The organism is Variovorax sp. AC194 (genome assembly GCF_979257995.1).
Genome location: NZ_OZ409823.1, coordinates 4876678 through 4891205, shown reverse-complemented (window position 1 = coordinate 4891205; position 14528 = coordinate 4876678). Strand labels below are relative to the sequence as shown.

Genomic DNA, 14528 nt, shown 5'->3' with positions numbered 1-14528 from the left:
GGCGGCGCGGCGGCATACTGAATGCGATCCTGATTCCCAACGCATGACGACGCCCAACCCATTGCAACACGCCGCGCCGCTGCTGCGGCACCCGCTCCGATTCATCTGGGATGCGCTGAAGGCCTTTCGCGCCAACCAGGGGCTGCTGCTCGCGGGCGCGGTGGCGTATTACGCGCTGCTGTCCATCGTGCCGCTCCTGATCGTGAGCGTGATCGCGATCTCGCATGTCATCGATCAGGCCGAGTTGCTGCGCACCATCGGGCGGTATCTCGAATGGCTGCTGCCGGGGCAATCGAAGGCGATCGTGACGGAGCTGTCGAGCTTTCTGGACCATCGCGACGTGATGGGCCCGGTGCTGCTGGTGACGATGATCTTCTTCAGCTCGCTGGCCTTCAGCATCCTGGAGAGCGCCATGGCGGTGATCTTTCACCACCGCAAGGCCGACCACAAGCGCCACTTCCTCGTCTCGGTGGCGATGCCCTACATCTACATCCTGTGCCTGTGCGTGGGGCTGCTGCTGGTCACGCTGGTGTCGGGCGCGCTGCAGCTGGTGGGGCAGGAAAGCGTGGACCTGTTCGGGCGCAACTGGTCGCTCTCGGGCGTCTCGGGGCTGCTGCTGTACCTGCTGGGACTGGGCGGCGAGATCTTCATGCTGACCTCGCTGTATCTGGTGATGCCGGCCGGCCGGATGTCGCTGCGCCACGCGCTGCTGGGCGGCGTGACCGCCGCGCTGCTGTGGGAAGCGACGCGGCGGGTGCTGATCTGGTATTTCTCGACGCTCTCGCAGGTCAACGTGGTCTACGGCTCGCTCACCACGGCGATCGTGGTGCTGCTGAGCCTGGAGATCGCCGCCACGCTCGTGCTGCTGGGCGCGCAGGTGATCGCGCAGTACGAGCGGCTGGACCGCACGGGCAGTACGGCCCAGCCACCGTCGGTCAGCGCGGAGGGAGTCGAATCGCTCCGTCCAGACGAATCACCTCGCCGTTGAGCATGTCGTTCTCGATGATGTGCTTCGCGAGCTTGGCGTAGTCCTCGGGCGTCCCGAGGCGCGAGGGGAACGGCACGCTGGCGGCCAGCGCGTCCTGCACCTCCTGCGGCATCCCGAAGAGCATGGGCGTGCCGAAGATGCCGGGGGCGATGGTCATGTTGCGGATGCCGTTGCGCGCGAGGTCGCGGGCGATGGGCAGGGTCATGCCGACCACGCCGCCCTTGGAGGCGCTGTAGGCGGCCTGGCCGATCTGGCCGTCGTAGGCGGCGACCGAGGCGGTCGAGATCAGCACGCCGCGCTCGCCGGTGGCCTCGGGCTCGTTCTTGCTCATCGCGTCGGCCGCCAGGCGGATCATGTTGAAGCTGCCGATCAGGTTGACCGTGACGGTCTTGCTGAACACGGCCAGCGCGTGCGGGCCGTTCTTGCCCACGGTCTTTTCGGCCGGCGCGATGCCGGCGCAGTTGATGAGGCCGACCAGCTTGCCCAGCTTCGCGGCGGCCGCGACCGCGGCCTGGCCATCGGCTTCCTGGCTCACGTCGCACCTGACGAACACGCCGCCGATGTCCTTGGCGACGGCTTCGCCTTTTTCAGCCTGCATGTCGGCGATCACCACCTTGCCGCCGTTGGCGGCCAGCATGCGCGCCGCGCCTTCGCCGAGGCCCGAAGCGCCCCCGGTCACGATAAAAACCTTGCCGTCGATCTGCATGGAGAGTCTCCTGAAATGAGACCGGCATTATCGAAGACGCGCGTTGGACCAAAAAAAGGCCTCATCCGAAGATGAGGCCCTGAATTGGATCCGTGAGGACCCAAGGAGACAACTGGTGGTGGTCGGTGCTTAGCGCTTGCGCGAAGCGGTGGCCGTCTTGGCGGCGGCGACGGCTTGCGTCGACACGGCGTTGAAGTTGGCTTCGGCGACGTCGGAGGCTTGCTTGACAGCCTTCTGGACCGATTCGAATGCGTTGTTGGCGGCAGCCACGGCGCTCTTCAGGACGGCGACGGCGGTTTCCGAACCGGCGGGGGCGTTCTTGGAAGCGCTGTCGACCAGGCCGACGAAAGTTTGCTGGGCTTCAGAGGCCTTGGCTTCGAAAGCCTTGGAGAATTCCGCGCCGGTGCCTTGGGCGATGTCGTACAGGTGACGGCTGTAGGCGGCGGTCTTTTCGGCCAGGGGCTGGAACAGGCTGGCTTGCAGCGTCAGCAGTTCTTGCGCGTCCTTGACGTTCAGGGCAGCTTGGGCGGTGCCCGCGGCTTCGGCCAGGGCAGCCTTCGAGGCGGTCACGTTCAGTTCGACGAGCTTCTCGACGCCTTCGAAAGCCTTGGTGGTCAGGCCGAACAGGGTTTCGAGGTTTGCTTTTTGGGCGGCGAGGATTTGGTCAGCGGTCAGGGCCATTTGGGATCTCCAGAAGGGATGGTGGTCGATTCACGTTGCGCTGCGCCTCGTCGTCTTTGTTGCGGTGCAGCATGGCCTCAAGTATAGGCAGCTGAGTTTTGCGATCAAGGGGTTTTTGCTGCTGTGCAGCAATCTAGAGGACGCTTTCTAAAACCGGTCCGCAACGCAGAATGCCGGGCATGCGCGCCTTCTATTCCGGCCAGTTCGTCTTGCCCCTGCCGCCCGGCCACCGCTTTCCCATGTCGCGCTACGCCTTGCTGCGCGACCGCCTGGAGGAACACCTGCCCGCCGTCGAAATGGACCAGGCCCCGCGCGCCAGCGACGGCGAACTGGCGCTGGCCCACACACCGCAGTGGATCGCCGCCATCAGCGACGGCAGCGTGAGCCCGCAGGCGATGCGCGAGATCGGCTTCCCCTGGAGCGAGGCGATGGTCGAGCGCTCGCGCCGCTCCACCGGCGCCACCATCGCCGCCTGCCGCGCCGCATTCGCCGGCGGCATCGCGGCGAACATGGCCGGCGGCACGCACCACGCCTACGCCGACAAGGGCGGCGGTTTCTGCGTCTTCAACGACGCGGCCGTGGCGGCCCGGCTGATGCAGGCGGAGCACGGCCGCAGCGGCCGAAAGCTGAAGGTCGCGGTGATCGACCTGGACGTCCACCAGGGCAACGGCACGGCCAGCATCTTTCGCAACGATGCGAGCGTCTTCACGCTCTCGATGCACGGCCAGAAGAACTTTCCCTTCCGCAAGGAGGCCAGCGACCTGGACGTCGAACTGCCCGACGGCTGCGGCGATGCCGACTACCTCACCGCGCTGGAGCATGCCCTGGACGAGCTCGACCGCCGCTTCTCCCCCGGCCTCGTGATTTATCTCGCAGGCGCCGACCCCTTCGAGCGCGACCGCCTCGGTCGCCTGAAACTCAGCTTCGACGGCCTGGAGGCGCGCGACCGCCGCGTGTTCGACTGGACTTGGCAGCGCCGCATTCCCGTGGCCTTCGCCATGGCCGGCGGCTACGCCAGCGACATCGCGGAAACCGTGCAGGTGCAACTGGGCACCTTCCGGGTGGCGTTCGACTACTGGCGCCGCTGGCAAAATGCCGCGCGATGAGCTCCTCCGCCGCCAAACCCACGCCGAATTCCCGCAGCAGCTACCGCGCGTTCCGCAGCATTCCGACGCGCTGGGCCGACAACGACATGTACGGCCACGTCAACAACGTCGTGTACTACAGCTGGTTCGACACGGCGGTGAATGCCCTCCTCATCGAACGCGGCGCGCTCGACATCCACCAAGGCCGGACCATCGGCTTCGTGGTCGAGACCCAGTGCAACTACTTCGCCCCGATCGCTTTCCCGCAGACGGTGGAGGCCGGCATCCGCGTGGCGCAGGCAGGGCGCTCGAGCGTGCGCTATGAAATCGCGCTCTTCGCCGAAGGCGCCGACACCGCGGCCGCGCAGGGCCACTTCGTGCATGTCTACGTGGACCGCGAGACGCAGCGGCCGGTGCCGTTGCCCGAGGCGCTGCAGCGCGTGGTCGACACGCTGAAAGCCTGATCCCCGGTCCCCCAGGAAAAACGGCGCCCGAGGGCGCCGTTGTCTTTTGTCATGCGGCCGATCGACCGATCGGGCCGCAGTGCCTTACATGGCCTTCTTCATGGCCTTGACTTCGGCCTTGCCCTGGGCTTCGTCAGCCTTGGCCTGCTTCTGGCAGGCATCCTTGGCGGCGCCGTTCTGGTCGTCGCACTTTTCCTTCGCGACTTCGTAGGTGGCCTTCACCTTCTCTTCAGCGACCTTGCGCGCATTGCTGTCGCTCGGCTTGTATTGCTGTTCCAGTTCGGCCTTGGCGACGTCTTCCTTGCCCTTGGCTTCCTTCTGGCAGACGTCCTTGGCGTTGTCCTTCATCGTGTCGCACTGGGTCTTGGCGACCTTGTAGTCGGCCTCGATCTTTTCCTTGGCGACCTTGTGTTCGTCACCGGTCATCGCGCTGGCTTGCGTGGCGACGAAACAGGTGGAGGCGAGAGCGAGCATGAGCAGGTGTTTTTTCATTGGAGTTTTCCTTCGAGGTTGTTGAAATTCGGGTGCGTTCCGGCTGGCTGACGGCCAGCCGGCATTGGGATCAGTACTTTTCGAACCAGAGCGCATCGGGCGAGCGGCCGTCGCGCGATTCCCAGTCCTTGACCTGCTTTTCGGCTTCATCGCGGCTGATGCCGTGGCGTTCCTGGATGCGGCCGAGCAGTTGGTCGCGCTTGCCGGCGATGACGTCGAAGTCGTCGTCGGTCAACTTGCCCCATTGCTCCTTGGCCTTGCCCTTGAGCTGTTTCCAGTTGCCTTCGATGGTGTCCTTGTTCATTGCGAATCTCCTTTGAGAGGTTGATTCGGCGGGCTGTGTCGCCGCCGTGAAACGAATGTCTCGTGATGGATTCGCCCTGCCGGTAGGACGTGCTGTGCAGCCCCCGTAGGCAGAGGCCGACGCTGCCCGTGATAATCGAGCGGACGCCGAAAAGTTTGAGACACCGCGCACCGACGACGACCATGATCATCCACAGCCTGCTCGACACCGACCTCTACAAGTTCACGATGATGCAGGTCGTCCTGCATCACTTCCCGGGCGCCCGGGTCGAGTACCGCTTCAAGTGCCGCAACCCCGGCGTCGACTTGGCGCAGTTCGCGGGCCAGATCCGCGACGAGGTGCGCAGCCTCTGTTCGCTGCAGTTCCGCGATGCCGAGCTGGCCTACCTGAGGTCCATGCGCTTCATCAAGAGCGACTTCGTCGACTTCCTCGGGCTCTTCCGGCTCAACGAGAAGTACATCAACATCATTCCCCAGCCCTCGGGCGAACTGGAGATCCGCATCCAGGGGCCGTGGCTGCACACCATCCTGTTCGAGATCCCGGTGTTGGCGATCGTCAACGAGGTGTACTTCCGCAACACGCAGAAGAAGCCCGACATCGAGGAGGGCCGCCGCCGCCTGGAAACCAAGATCGCCCAGCTGCAGGACGCGGGTCTTGCGGACCTGAAGATCGCCGACTACGGCACGCGCCGCCGCTTCTCGAAAGACTGGCACGAAGAAGTCCTTCGCACCCTGAACTCGCGCCTGGGCGCCGTCACGCCACCGCCGATACAGGCCAAGCCCGGCGCCCGCCTGCCGCAGCTGGCGGGCACCAGCAACGTGCTGTACGCGATGAAGCTGGGCCTGATTCCGCTGGGCACCATGGCGCACGAATACCTGCAGGCCTGCCAGGCGCTCGGCCCGCGGCTGCGCGACAGCCAGATCTTCGGCTTCGAGAGCTGGGCGCGCGAATACCGCGGCGACCTCGGTATCGCGCTGTCCGACGTGTACGGCATGAGCGCGTTCCTGCGCGACTTCGACCTGTACTTCTGCAAGCTCTTCGACGGCGCCCGGCATGACAGCGGCGATCCGTTCCAGTGGGGCGAGCGCATGCTGGCGCACTACGCGGCCAACCGGGTCGATCCGCTCACCAAGACGCTCATCTTCAGCGACGGCCTCACGGTGCCGCGCACCATCGAGCTCTACCAGCAGTTCCGCGGCCGCTGCCAGCTGGCCTTCGGCATCGGCACCAACCTCACCAACGACCTGGGCTACGAGCCGCTGCAGATCGTCATCAAGATGATCCACTGCAACGGCCAGCCGGTGGCAAAGCTCTCGGACACGCCGTCCAAGAACATGTGCGAGGACGAAAAATACCTGGCGTACCTGCGCCAGGTGTTCGAGATCGAACAGCCGGCGGCCTGAACGCGGCCCGGCCTCGGCCCGAGCTCGGTCTGTTACGGTACTGCACCCATGAAAAAGACCCTCCGCCTCGCGGCAGCCGCAGTGCTGCCCATGCTCTTTCCCGCCCTGGCCCGCGCCGCGGATTTCGACGGCGCCGTGCTCTCGCCGCTCTGGGGCGTTCCGTTCGCCGGCATCCTTTTGTCGATCGCGCTGCTGCCGCTGCTGGCTCCGTCTTTCTGGCACCACCACTACGGCAAGATTTCCGCGGCCTGGGCGCTGGCCTTCCTGCTGCCCTTTGCCGCCATCTACGGCGCGGGCCTCGCGGGCGGGCAACTGGTGCATGCGCTGGTGGCCGAGTACATCCCGTTCATCATCCTGCTGACGGCGCTCTTCACCGTGGCAGGCGGCATCCACATCCGCGGCAACCTGCACGGGGCGCCGGGCCTGAACACGGCGATCCTGGCGATCGGCGCGGTGCTCGCGAGTTTCATGGGCACCACGGGCGCCTCGATGCTGCTGATCCGGCCGTTGATCCGCGCGAACGACAACCGCATGCACAAGGTGCATGTGATCGTGTTCTTCATTTTCATCGTCTCGAACGCGGGCGGCTCGCTCACGCCGCTGGGCGATCCGCCGCTGTTCCTCGGCTTCCTCAAGGGCGTGAGCTTCTTCTGGACGGTGCAGAACATCCTGCCCGAGACGCTTTTCATCGTGGGCGTGCTGCTGGCGCTGTTCTATGCCATCGACCGCCACTACTACCGCAAGGAGGGCGTGCTGCCGGTCGATCCGACCCCCGACACCCCGCGCATCGGCTTCGACGGCGCCGCCAATTTCTGGCTGCTGGGCGGCGTGGTCGTGCTGGTGCTGCTGAGCGGCTTCTGGAAATCGCCGGTGAGCTTCGATGTGTTCGGCACCCCGGTCGGGCTGCCCGGGCTGGTGCGCGACGTGGGATTGCTGTTGATCGCCCTCATCTCGTACAAGCTCACCGCGCCCAAGGTGCACGCCGACAACCAGTTCGAGTGGGGCCCGATGGCCGAGGTGGCCAAGCTCTTCGCGGGCATCTTCCTCACCATCATCCCGGTGATCGCGATGCTCAAGGCGGGCACGCAAGGCCCGTTCGGCGCCATCGTCTCGGCCGTGACGCGCGCCGACGGCCAGCCCGACCCGGCGATGTACTTCTGGGCGACAGGCGTGCTGAGCTCGTTCCTGGACAACGCGCCGACGTACCTCGTGTTCTTCAACACCGCGGGCGGCGACCCGGCCGCGCTCATGACCACCTACGCGAGCACGCTGGCCGCCATCTCGGCCGGCGCCGTCTTCATGGGTGCCAACAGCTACATCGGCAACGCGCCCAACCTCATGGTCAAGGCCATCGCCGAGAGCCGCGGCGTGCGCATGCCCAGCTTCTTCGGCTACATGGCGTGGTCCGTGGCCATCCTGATTCCGCTGTTCGTCATCTCCACCTTCCTCTTCTTCCGTTGAGTGCACACATCATGAGCAAGCCCAAGATCCTGGTCGCGCGCGCGATCTTTCCCGAGACCATCGAGCGCCTGTCGCAGCATTTCGAGGTCGAGTCGAACCAGTCCGACGAGAGCTGGAGCAAAGAGCAACTCATCGCCAGGCTCAAGGGCAAGCAGGGCGCCTTCACCACCGGCAGCGAGCGCATCGATGCCGCGGTGCTCGACGCGAACCCCGACCTCGAGATCTGCGCCAACATGGCCGTGGGCTACAACAACTTCGACGTCGATGCGATGGCCGCGCACGGCGTGCTGGGCACCAACGCGCCCGACGTGCTGACCGAGACCACCGCCGACTTCGGTTTCGCGCTGCTCATGGCGACCGCGCGCCGCATCACCGAGAGCGAGCATTTCCTGCGCGCCGGCAAGTGGGAGAAGTGGAGCTACGACATGTTCGCGGGCTCGGACATCCACGGTGCCACGCTCGGCATCATCGGCATGGGCCGCATCGGGCAGGGCATCGCCAGGCGCGGCGCGCACGGCTTCGGCATGAAGGTGATCTATCACAACCGCTCGCGCCTCGATGCTTCGCTCGAAGCCGACTGCAAGGCCAGCTACGTGAGCAAGGAAGAGCTCCTCAAGACCGCCGACCACGTCGTGCTGGTCGTGCCTTACTCGCCGGCTTCGCACCACACCATCGGCGCCGCCGAAATCGCGCTGATGAAGCCGACCGCCACGCTGGTGAACATCGCGCGCGGCGGCATCGTCGACGACGCGGCGCTGGCCGTGGCGCTGCGCGAGAAGCGCATCGCGGCGGCGGGGCTGGACGTGTTCGAGGGCGAGCCCAAGGTCCATCCGGACCTCTTGACCGTGCCCAACGTCGTGCTCACGCCGCACATCGCGAGCGCCACCGTGCCCACGCGCCGTGCCATGGCCGACCTCGCGGCCGACAACCTCATCGCGTACTTCAGCGGCAAGGGGCCGCTCACGCCCGTCACGCCCGTTCCAGCGGCCACGAAGTAAACACCTGACACACAGCGACGCTCCTTGGAACCGACTGAGTTGATTCTTCTCGCGCTGGCCGCGCTCGCCGTGGTCCAGCTCGTGCTGGTGATCTGGCTGCTCGCACGCCGGCAGCCCAAGCCGGACCACGGCGAGATGCTGGGCCTCTTGGCCGCGTTGAGATCGGCCAACGAGCGCACCGAACGCGAGCTGCGCAACGACATCGGCGAAAGCGCGCGCGGCACGCGGCAGGAAACCGCGCAGGCCTTCGCCACCTTCCAGCAGTCGCTGGTTCAGCAGGGCGCCGAGGCCACGCGCACGCAGAACGCGCAGCTCGACGCCTTCGCGCTGCAGCTCGCATCGCTGCAGAAGTCGCTGGCCGACACGCTCAACACCCAGCTGCAGGGCCTGAGCGAATCGAACGCGCGGCGCCTGGCCGAAGTGCGCGCGACGATGGAAACGCAGCTCGCGCAGCTGCAGCAGAGCAACGCCGCCAAGCTCGACGAGATGCGCAAGACCGTCGACGAGAAGCTGCAGAGCACGCTCGAGGCGCGCCTGGGCGAGAGCTTCAAGCAGGTGGCCGACCGGCTCGAGCAGGTGCACAAGGGCCTGGGCGAAATGCAGACGCTGGCCGTCGGCGTCGGGAGCCTGCAGCGCGTGCTGACCAACGTGAAGACGCGCGGCGTGTTCGGTGAGGTACAGCTCGAAGCGCTGCTCGAGCAGGTGCTCACGCCCGAACAGTACGCCAAGCAGATCGAGACCAAGCCGCGCAGCGGCCAGCGCGTCGATTTCGCGATCCGCTTTCCGGGCCGCGGCGACGACGGTGCGCCGGTGTGGCTGCCCATCGATGCCAAGTTTCCGCGCGACGACTACGAGCGCCTGATCGACGCGCACGAGCGCGCCGATGCAGCTGGCGCCGAACTGGCGGCCAAGGCGCTCGAAGCGCGCATCCGCCTGGAGGCGCGTTCGATCGCCGAGAACTATCTCGCCGCGCCGCACACGACCGATTTCGCGATTCTTTTCCTGCCGGTCGAGAGCCTCTACGCCGAGGTGCTGCGCCGGCCCGGCCTGATGGACGCCATCCAGCGCCAGCACCGCGTGACGCTGGCCGGCCCGACCACCTTGCTCGCGATGCTCAACAGCCTGCACATGGGCTTTCGCACGCTCGCGCTGGAGCAGCAGGCCTCGGAGGTCTGGAAGGTGCTGGGCGCGGTCAAGACCGAGTTCGAGCGCTACGGCGAATGGGTCGCGCGCATCAAGGAGCAGGTGGCCAAGGCCTCCGACACGCTCGACAAGGCCGACACGCGCGCCAAGCAGATGCGTCTGGCGCTGCGCAAGGTCGAGGCGCTGCCCGAAGCCCAGTCGCAGGTGCTCCTGCCGACGACTGCCAACACCGATACCGAGGGCGACGACACTCCGTGAAAGGCTCCGAACTGCTGCGTGTGATCGGCGCCCAGGTCTGCCTGCACGCCACGATGGCCGGCATGCGCCTGGCCACGCCGCTGCTGGCGCTGCAGCAGGGCTACAGCGCGGCGGCGGTCGGCGTGCTGATCGCGCTGTTCGCGCTGACCCAGGTGTTCCTCGCGCTGCCGGCGGGGCGCTTTGCCGACCGGCATGGGTTCAAGCGGCCGCTCTGGTGGTCGGTGATCGCGGCGTCGGTGGGCGCGGGGCTGGTGCTGGTCTTTCCGATCTTTCCAGTCATGTGCATCGCGGCGCTGCTGACCGGCGGCGCCACCGGCGCGACCGTCATCGCCTTGCAGCGGCATGTCGGCCGCTCGGCCACCAATGCGACGCAACTCAAGCGGGTGTTCAGCTGGCTGGCCATCGCGCCCGCGGTGGCCAATTTCGTCGGGCCCTTCCTGGCCGGCATGCTGATCGACCACGCCGGCCGCGCGCCCGCGGACCTGCTGGCGTTTCGCGTCTGCTTCGCGGCGATGGCTTTCCTGCCCATCCTCTGCTGGATGCTCGCGCGCGGTGCCGACGAGCCGCCACGCGCAGCCCCCGCGGTGGGCGCCGTGCCGACGCGCGCCTGGGACCTGCTGCGAGAACCCATGTTCCGCCGCCTCTTGTTCGTGAACTGGCTGCAGTCGTCCAGCTGGGACGTGCATGCCTTCGTGCTGCCGGTGCTGGGCCACGACCGCGGCATCAGCGCCTCGGTGATCGGCTCGATCCTCGGCGCGTTCGCCATCGCGGCAGCCGCGATCCGCGTGGTGCTGCCGCTCATCGCCTCGCGGGCCTCGGAGCGCAGCGTGATCCTGAGTTCCACCATCGTCACGGCGGCGATGTTCGCGGTGTATCCGCTGCTCGATTCGGCCTGGACCATGGGCCTGTGCTCGGTCGTCCTCGGCTTTGCGCTCGGCGCGGTGCAGCCGATGGTGATGAGCATGCTGCACCAGATCACGCCGCACGCCCGGCACGGCGAGGCGCTGGGGCTGCGGCTCATGACCATCAACGCCTCGAGCGTGGCGATGCCGATGCTGTTCGGCTCGCTCGGTGCGCTGATCGGCATCGCGGGGGTGTTCTGGGTCGTGGGCGGCGTGCTGGCGCTGGGCGCGCGGGCGACGTGGGGGCTGAAGCTGTAAGCGGCTTTCAGGCGAAATCCACGTTCCAGATAAGAGTAATTCTCATCTGATTGACTTTTAACTGACTCGAAGTCAGTATCGGCGCCTTCTTCTTCAACCCGAAGGCGTCCATGGACTCCCCGACTTCGGCCCAGACCGATCCGCGCCGCCGCATCGCGCTCGTGGCGGCGGTGTACCTGGGCAGCTTCATCGCCACGCTCGACGTGAGCATCGTCAACGTCGCGCTGCCCACGCTGCAGCGCGCGCTCGCCACCGACCTTGCCGGCCTGCAGTGGGTGATCGACATCTACGCGCTGTGCCTCTCGGCCTTCATCCTGTCGGCGGGCCCGGTGGGCGACCGCTACGGCCGCAAGCGCGCGTGGCTGGCCGGGGTGGTCGTGTTCACGCTGGGCTCGGCGATGTGCGCGACGGCCGGCAGCCTCTCCACGCTGCTGGCGGGGCGCGCGGTGCAGGGCGTGGCTGGCGCGCTGATGATTCCCGGCGCGCTCTCGCTGCTGGCGCATGCGTTTCCGGAGCCCGCCAGCCGCGCGCGGGTGATCGGCGGCTGGTCGTCGTTCACGGCGCTGTCGCTGATCCTCGGGCCGATGCTCGGCGGGCTGCTGGTGGATCACGCGGGCTGGCAGAGCATCTTTCTCATCAACCTGCCGATCGGCGTGCTGACCGTGGGGCTCGGGCTCTGGGGCATCCGCGAGAGTTCGCACCCGGAGCATGCGGCGCTCGATCCGCTCGGGCAGGTGCTCAGCGTGCTGTGGCTCGGCGCGCTGACCTACGGGTTGATCGCGGCCGGCGAGCATGTCTGGGGTTCCGGCCGCGCCGCGATTGCGCTGGTGGCGGCGGCCATCGGCCTTGCGCTGTTCCTGATGGTGGAGGCGCGCGTGGCGCGGCCGCTGCTGCCGCTCGCGCTGTTCCGCGATGCGCGCTTCTCGGCCACCAACTTCGCCTCGTTCGTGCTCGGTTTCTCGTCGTACGCGAGCCTGTTCTTCTTCTCGCTCTTCCTGCAGCAGGTGCAGGGCTGGTCGGCCAGCGACACCGGCTGGCGCTTGGTGCCGCAGTTCGTGGCGACCGGCCTTGTCGCCTCGCAGTTCGGCCGGCTGGCGCGGCGCTTCGAGGTGCACACGCTGATGGTCGCGGGCTACGCGCTCATCGGCGCCTCGATGCTGCTGCTCACGCTGTTCTCGGCCGAGACGCCTTACCTGCTGCTGGCGCTGCTGTTCGTGTTCCTCGGCGCGGGCACGGGCCTGGCGGTGCCGTCCACGAGCATGGCGGTGATGGCGTCCGTGCCCGCGCAGCGCTCGGGCATGGCCTCGGCCACGATGAACGCGCTGCGCCAGGCCGGCATGCTGATCGGCATCGCGCTCCTGGGCACGCTGATGAGCACGCGGGCGACCGCGCTGCTGGCCACCGCGCTCGAGCAGGCCGGGCTGCGCGATGCGCAACAGGCAGCCGTCGCGGCCGTCTCGCGGCATGACCTCGTCGCGCTGGCTGCGCTCGATGCGGACACGGCCCACACCTTGCTGGCCGGCGCGCTCGCGGGCGGGTTCCACGCCGCCGTGGCCTGTGCCGGCGTGGCCGGCTTGCTGGCGGCCGGGCTGCTCCTGCGCGTAAGGCCGCGCGTCGCGGCGCTGCCCGCGCGGGCCTGAGGGCGCGCACGGCATGCCTGCCGCCCTCGTGCCCATTCGCTTGCGCAGCGCGGTGCCGGCCGGGCAATGCGAGAAAATCCGCCCATCGAAAATCGAGAAGCATCCCGGCGCGCGGAAGATTGCGCCGCGCGGCCTGCAACCCGATACGGTCATCGACGCCCCGTTCCCCCTGTTCACCGAGATTTGCCATGACACGAAGTGATCCGGCCACCGATTCCGCTCCGGCAGACGAGGCCGAACCCGCGCCGCGCCGCCGCACCAAGGCGCCCGAAACGCGCGCCGTCGCGCTGATGGACGCCGCCGAGCGCCTCTTCATCGCCAAGGGCATCGCCACCACCAGCATCGACGACATCGCGGCCGGCGCGCAGGTGGCCAAGGGCACGTTCTACCTGTACTTTCCCTCGAAGGAGGCGATGCTCGGCGCGCTGCAGCAGCGCTTCGTCGATACCTTCTGCGAGCGCCTGCAGAACGCCATGGACCGCCATCGCCCCGACAACCATCACGCGCGCCTGAAGGCCTGGGTGGAGACGGGGCTGGAGACCTACCTGGACAACGTCGCGCTGCACGACGTGGTGTTCCACGAATACCGTCCCGAAAACCGGCGCATGCGCAACGACAACGCTGTCATCACGCAACTCGTGGGCCTGCTCAGGCAGGGCGATGCGGCGGGGGTGTGGGAGGTGGAGGACGCGACGCTCACGGCCGTGATCCTCTTCAATGCGCTGCACGGCGTGGCCGACGACGCCGTGGCCATGGGCCCGGCTGGCGATCCCGTTGCCGACCGCCGCCGCCGTGCCCGCGCGCTCACGCGGTTCTTCGAGCAGGCGCTGCACCCGGACGTCGTCGACGACAGCGACGCCTGAGCGCCCGCGCGAATCAGAGCTTGTAAAAACGCTTGATGGCGTCCCATGCGTCGTCGGGCGCGTCGACGTATTCGAAGAGCTTCACGTCGCCCGGCGAGATCACACCTTCCTCGACCAGGAAGTCGAAGTCGATCATCCGCTTCCAGTAGTCCGAGCCGAACAGCACGATCGGCACGGGCTTGGACTTCTTGGTCTGCACCAGCGTGATGACTTCGAACAGCTCGTCCAGCGTGCCGAAGCCGCCCGGGAACGCCACCAGCGCCTTCGCACGCATCATGAAATGCATCTTGCGGATCGCGAAGTAGTGGAACTTGAAGCTCAGCGCGGGCGTGACGTAGGGGTTGGCTTCCTCTTCCATCGGCAGCGCGATCGCCAGGCCGACCGAAATGCCGCCGCCTTCGTGCGCGCCGCGGTTGGCCGCCTGCATGATGCCGGGGCCGCCGCCGGTGCAGACGAAGAGCTTGTCCTGCGGCTCCTTGCCGTTGCTGTACTGCGCGACCAGCTTGCCGAAGGCGCGGGCCTTCTCGTAGTAGTGCGAGCTGCGCGCCAGGCGCCGCCAGCGCTCGGCGGCCACCGTGTCGCCCGCGGCGTCGGCCTGCGCGATCATGGCGGCGGAGTCTTCCTCGCTGCGAAAGCGGGCGCTGCCGAAGACCACCACCGTGTTCTCGATGCCATGCGCGCGCTGCTCGACGTCGGGCTTCATCAGCTCCAGCTGCATGCGGATGCCGCGCGTCTCGCGTCGCAGCAGGAATTCGGGATCGGCGAAGGCGATGCGCGAGGGATCGGGGTCCAGCGGCAGGCCCTTGTCGGAATGCGCGCGGAGCGTGGCCCAGGCGTCGGCCAGGCGTTTGTCGTGAAGATCGTGCGTGTTGTTCATGAAGG

At 67.3% G+C, this 14528-nt stretch carries 16 protein-coding genes; 11 read left to right on the top strand and 5 right to left on the bottom strand.

The window, feature by feature from the left end; all coding sequences use genetic code 11:
* Positions 1 to 43 precede the first annotated feature (43 nt).
* A complete protein-coding gene (locus ACZYRS_RS23300; protein ID WP_463421145.1) occupies positions 44 to 988 on the top strand; it encodes a YihY/virulence factor BrkB family protein in 945 nt (314 codons plus the stop codon).
* Here ACZYRS_RS23300 and ACZYRS_RS23295 read toward each other — a convergent pair.
* Together ACZYRS_RS23295 and ACZYRS_RS23290 are read right to left on the bottom strand one after the other, a co-directional pair.
* Positions 936 to 1694 (bottom strand): 3-hydroxyacyl-CoA dehydrogenase, encoded by a 759-nt coding sequence (locus tag ACZYRS_RS23295; protein ID WP_463421144.1) that lies wholly within the window; start codon positions 1692 to 1694, stop codon positions 936 to 938. The two genes, ACZYRS_RS23300 and ACZYRS_RS23295, sit on opposite strands and share 53 nt — an antisense overlap.
* A 129-nt stretch (positions 1695 to 1823) precedes the next feature.
* Positions 1824 to 2375 (bottom strand): phasin family protein, encoded by a 552-nt coding sequence (locus ACZYRS_RS23290; RefSeq protein WP_198787650.1) that lies wholly within the window; start codon positions 2373 to 2375, stop codon positions 1824 to 1826.
* 170 nt (positions 2376 to 2545) lie between these two features.
* Between ACZYRS_RS23290 and ACZYRS_RS23285 the strand changes: the two genes are divergently transcribed.
* The gene (locus ACZYRS_RS23285) at positions 2546 to 3481 is read left to right on the top strand and encodes a histone deacetylase family protein (protein ID WP_463421143.1); all 936 of its coding nucleotides are present in this window, start codon (positions 2546 to 2548) and stop codon (positions 3479 to 3481) included.
* Positions 3478 to 3924: an acyl-CoA thioesterase gene (locus ACZYRS_RS23280; protein ID WP_463421142.1), complete on the top strand. Its 447-nt coding sequence runs from the start codon at positions 3478 to 3480 to the stop codon at positions 3922 to 3924. Before ACZYRS_RS23285 ends, ACZYRS_RS23280 begins: the two co-directional genes overlap by 4 nt.
* A gap of 84 nt (positions 3925 to 4008) precedes the next feature.
* On the opposite strand, the gene ACZYRS_RS23275 is transcribed toward ACZYRS_RS23280, so the two are convergent.
* The gene (locus ACZYRS_RS23275; RefSeq protein ID WP_093434274.1) at positions 4009 to 4416 is read right to left on the bottom strand and encodes a hypothetical protein; all 408 of its coding nucleotides are present in this window, start codon (positions 4414 to 4416) and stop codon (positions 4009 to 4011) included.
* 70 nt (positions 4417 to 4486) lie between these two features.
* Positions 4487 to 4720 (bottom strand): CsbD family protein, encoded by a 234-nt coding sequence (locus ACZYRS_RS23270; RefSeq protein WP_093434272.1) that lies wholly within the window; start codon positions 4718 to 4720, stop codon positions 4487 to 4489.
* Positions 4721 to 4902: 182 nt separating this feature from the next.
* Here ACZYRS_RS23270 and pncB point away from each other — a divergent pair, with 182 nt between their 5' ends.
* The 8 genes from pncB to ACZYRS_RS23230 all read left to right on the top strand — a co-directional run bounded on the left by pncB (position 4903) and on the right by ACZYRS_RS23230 (position 13646).
* Positions 4903 to 6123 carry a nicotinate phosphoribosyltransferase gene (pncB, locus tag ACZYRS_RS23265; protein WP_463421141.1) on the top strand — a complete coding sequence of 407 codons (1221 nt, stop codon included), beginning with the start codon at positions 4903 to 4905 and terminating at the stop codon, positions 6121 to 6123.
* Positions 6124 to 6171: 48 nt separating this feature from the next.
* Entirely contained in the window at positions 6172 to 7584 is a 1413-nt protein-coding gene (locus ACZYRS_RS23260; protein ID WP_463421140.1) for a sodium:proton antiporter, read from the top strand.
* Positions 7585 to 7595: 11 nt separating this feature from the next.
* Complete coding sequence (locus ACZYRS_RS23255; RefSeq protein ID WP_463421139.1) at positions 7596 to 8582, top strand: 2-hydroxyacid dehydrogenase; 987 nt, start codon at positions 7596 to 7598, stop codon at positions 8580 to 8582.
* Between the two features lie 24 nt (positions 8583 to 8606).
* Positions 8607 to 9983 carry a DNA recombination protein RmuC gene (locus ACZYRS_RS23250; protein WP_463421138.1) on the top strand — a complete coding sequence of 459 codons (1377 nt, stop codon included), beginning with the start codon at positions 8607 to 8609 and terminating at the stop codon, positions 9981 to 9983.
* Positions 9980 to 11143: an MFS transporter gene (locus ACZYRS_RS23245; RefSeq protein ID WP_463421137.1), complete on the top strand. Its 1164-nt coding sequence runs from the start codon at positions 9980 to 9982 to the stop codon at positions 11141 to 11143. Before ACZYRS_RS23250 ends, ACZYRS_RS23245 begins: the two co-directional genes overlap by 4 nt.
* A 110-nt stretch (positions 11144 to 11253) precedes the next feature.
* On the top strand, positions 11254 to 12783 hold the full coding sequence (locus ACZYRS_RS23240) for an MFS transporter (protein WP_463421136.1): 1530 nt from the start codon (positions 11254 to 11256) through the stop codon (positions 12781 to 12783).
* Between the two features lie 13 nt (positions 12784 to 12796).
* Complete coding sequence (locus ACZYRS_RS23235; protein WP_463421135.1) at positions 12797 to 12985, top strand: hypothetical protein; 189 nt, start codon at positions 12797 to 12799, stop codon at positions 12983 to 12985.
* Positions 12972 to 13646, top strand: coding sequence for a TetR/AcrR family transcriptional regulator (locus ACZYRS_RS23230; protein ID WP_198787660.1), 675 nt, complete (start codon positions 12972 to 12974; stop codon positions 13644 to 13646). Before ACZYRS_RS23235 ends, ACZYRS_RS23230 begins: the two co-directional genes overlap by 14 nt.
* A 13-nt stretch (positions 13647 to 13659) precedes the next feature.
* Here ACZYRS_RS23230 and ACZYRS_RS23225 read toward each other — a convergent pair whose 3' ends face one another.
* On the bottom strand, positions 13660 to 14523 hold the full coding sequence (locus ACZYRS_RS23225) for an LOG family protein (RefSeq protein ID WP_463421134.1): 864 nt from the start codon (positions 14521 to 14523) through the stop codon (positions 13660 to 13662).
* Positions 14524 to 14528 lie beyond the last annotated feature (5 nt).

Coding starts and splice junctions, on each gene's coding strand:
- ACZYRS_RS23300 (WP_463421145.1), top strand. CDS start 44: ATGACGACGCCCAACCCATTGCAACACGCCGCGCCGCTGCTGCGGCAC.
- ACZYRS_RS23295 (WP_463421144.1), bottom strand. CDS start 1,694: ATGCAGATCGACGGCAAGGTTTTTATCGTGACCGGGGGCGCTTCGGGC.
- ACZYRS_RS23290 (WP_198787650.1), bottom strand. CDS start 2,375: ATGGCCCTGACCGCTGACCAAATCCTCGCCGCCCAAAAAGCAAACCTC.
- ACZYRS_RS23285 (WP_463421143.1), top strand. CDS start 2,546: ATGCCGGGCATGCGCGCCTTCTATTCCGGCCAGTTCGTCTTGCCCCTG.
- ACZYRS_RS23280 (WP_463421142.1), top strand. CDS start 3,478: ATGAGCTCCTCCGCCGCCAAACCCACGCCGAATTCCCGCAGCAGCTAC.
- ACZYRS_RS23275 (WP_093434274.1), bottom strand. CDS start 4,416: ATGAAAAAACACCTGCTCATGCTCGCTCTCGCCTCCACCTGTTTCGTC.
- ACZYRS_RS23270 (WP_093434272.1), bottom strand. CDS start 4,720: ATGAACAAGGACACCATCGAAGGCAACTGGAAACAGCTCAAGGGCAAG.
- pncB (WP_463421141.1), top strand. CDS start 4,903: ATGATCATCCACAGCCTGCTCGACACCGACCTCTACAAGTTCACGATG.
- ACZYRS_RS23260 (WP_463421140.1), top strand. CDS start 6,172: ATGAAAAAGACCCTCCGCCTCGCGGCAGCCGCAGTGCTGCCCATGCTC.
- ACZYRS_RS23255 (WP_463421139.1), top strand. CDS start 7,596: ATGAGCAAGCCCAAGATCCTGGTCGCGCGCGCGATCTTTCCCGAGACC.
- ACZYRS_RS23240 (WP_463421136.1), top strand. CDS start 11,254: ATGGACTCCCCGACTTCGGCCCAGACCGATCCGCGCCGCCGCATCGCG.
- ACZYRS_RS23235 (WP_463421135.1), top strand. CDS start 12,797: ATGCCTGCCGCCCTCGTGCCCATTCGCTTGCGCAGCGCGGTGCCGGCC.
- ACZYRS_RS23230 (WP_198787660.1), top strand. CDS start 12,972: ATGACACGAAGTGATCCGGCCACCGATTCCGCTCCGGCAGACGAGGCC.
- ACZYRS_RS23225 (WP_463421134.1), bottom strand. CDS start 14,523: ATGAACAACACGCACGATCTTCACGACAAACGCCTGGCCGACGCCTGG.